Raw genomic sequence first — 518 nt, forward strand, 5'->3', positions numbered from 1 at the left:
GGCCGCGTGAATGTCACGCCGATCGCGATCCAAAACTCAACGCTTAGGGCAAGTTTTTTCCGGTGAAAAAACTTGCCCTTTTTCGTTGCCCGACGAGGATTTGCGCTTGCGCGATTGGGGGATTTCTTTAGCCTGAATACATGAACGAACTGGAGCAATTGAAGCGACAAATCGACGAACTGCGGGCGAAGAATCAATCGCTCACAAAAAGCGTCGACTCTCTTGCGGCCGCCAACGAGTCGCTCGTCGAAGATGCCAAGTCGCTCGCTGCGTCCAATGAAGAACTCGCCAAAACCAACAGTCGCCTGCGCGATCAGTTGTCCAAGAAACAAGGCGAACTCGATGCGTTGATCCGCCGGTTTTTTGGTCGCCAAAGTGAACGCTTCGAAGACGACGATCAGCTCAAGTTTGACTTCGCAAGTGAGGCTGAAATCAATGATGCTCGCGAAGGCATCAAGCAGGCGATCGAAGAAAACAAACGAGCTGACAAGAAGAATAAGCCGCCGAAGCGCCGGCGT

At 52.5% G+C, this 518-nt stretch carries 1 protein-coding gene; it reads right to left on the reverse strand.

Going from position 1 to position 518, the window contains the following annotated elements:
* Positions 1-518, reverse strand: a 518-nt coding sequence (locus H1B37_RS34800) for a hypothetical protein (protein WP_286178479.1), incomplete at both ends; no start/stop codon positions are given.

Source organism: Stieleria mannarensis, assembly GCF_014154935.1.
Lineage (GTDB): Bacteria > Planctomycetota > Planctomycetia > Pirellulales > Pirellulaceae > Stieleria > Stieleria mannarensis.